The following is an 871-nucleotide window of genomic DNA, read 5'->3' on the forward strand; positions in this document are numbered from 1 at the left end:
AGGCTTGGGAGAGTAGGTCGCTGCAAGGTCTGCCAAAAACATCTGTGGTCTCATTTACGATCGTCGAAAGAAATAGCTAAAACCCCCAGTCAGAAATGACTGGGGGTTTTTGCGTTGGGGGTGATGAAAGGGAAGCATATGACGCAGGCGGAGATGGCATCGGACTGCAGTCGCTGCGTTGGCCTGTGTTGCGTGGCCCTGTCATTCGAACGCTCGGACGGCTTTGGCCATGACAAGGTGGTGGGGGAGCCCTGCTATCACCTTGATCCGTCCTTCAGATGTTCAATTCACGTAAAACGCGAGGCGCTCGGCTATGAAGGTTGCGAGGCTTTCGATTGCCTCGGCGCCGGACAGCGGGCGACCGCCGTGTTTTCTGTTCGGAACTGGCGGGGCGATCCTGCGGTCGCCCGCCAACTCCACGCGCGTTTTTCTCTGCTGATGATGCTGCAGGAAATGCGACAAGCCCTGACAGAGGCGGCTGATCTCGATCTGACGACAGTGTTCCATACGGTTCGCCAGGCACTGCTCGACCGCATCGTCTTCCTCGCCGACGGACACGAACACAGTATCGACGGGCCTGCGGCCGCAGTGCTTACCGAGGCGAGGGAATTTTTGGGACAATTGGCTCGAGCTGCACGCCACTGACAGGGGCAGTAGGCCAAGGCGACGGCAGGATCTACCCATCGAAGCGGGTACAATCTGGACCCCGACTGCAGCAATCGCTTTCCTTGTCTGGAAAGCATTGTGTCATACCAACAGTTGTTATGATTGACCGATGTGTTCCCATTTGCGCATGCCGATGGACGAGATGGTTTCGGGCTTGTCGATTAGGTTGTTCCAGGCTTGGCAGTCGGCATCGATGATGGCGTCG

At 57.2% G+C, this 871-nt stretch carries 1 protein-coding gene; it reads left to right on the forward strand.

Features of this window, described 5'->3' with window-relative positions:
* Window positions 1-138 precede the first annotated feature (138 nt).
* Entirely contained in the window at window positions 139-645 is a 507-nt protein-coding gene (locus WH91_RS20795; protein ID WP_144408400.1) for a hypothetical protein, read from the forward strand.
* The last annotated feature ends 226 nt before the right edge of the window (window positions 646-871 follow it).

The organism is Devosia psychrophila (genome assembly GCF_000971275.1).
In the GTDB taxonomy this organism is placed as follows: Bacteria; Pseudomonadota; Alphaproteobacteria; order Rhizobiales; family Devosiaceae; genus Devosia; species Devosia psychrophila.

Bases quoted from the DNA above. Each gene is read 5' to 3' on its own strand.
- WH91_RS20795 (WP_144408400.1), top strand. From the start codon at position 139: ATGACGCAGGCGGAGATGGCATCGGACTGCAGTCGCTGCGTTGGCCTG.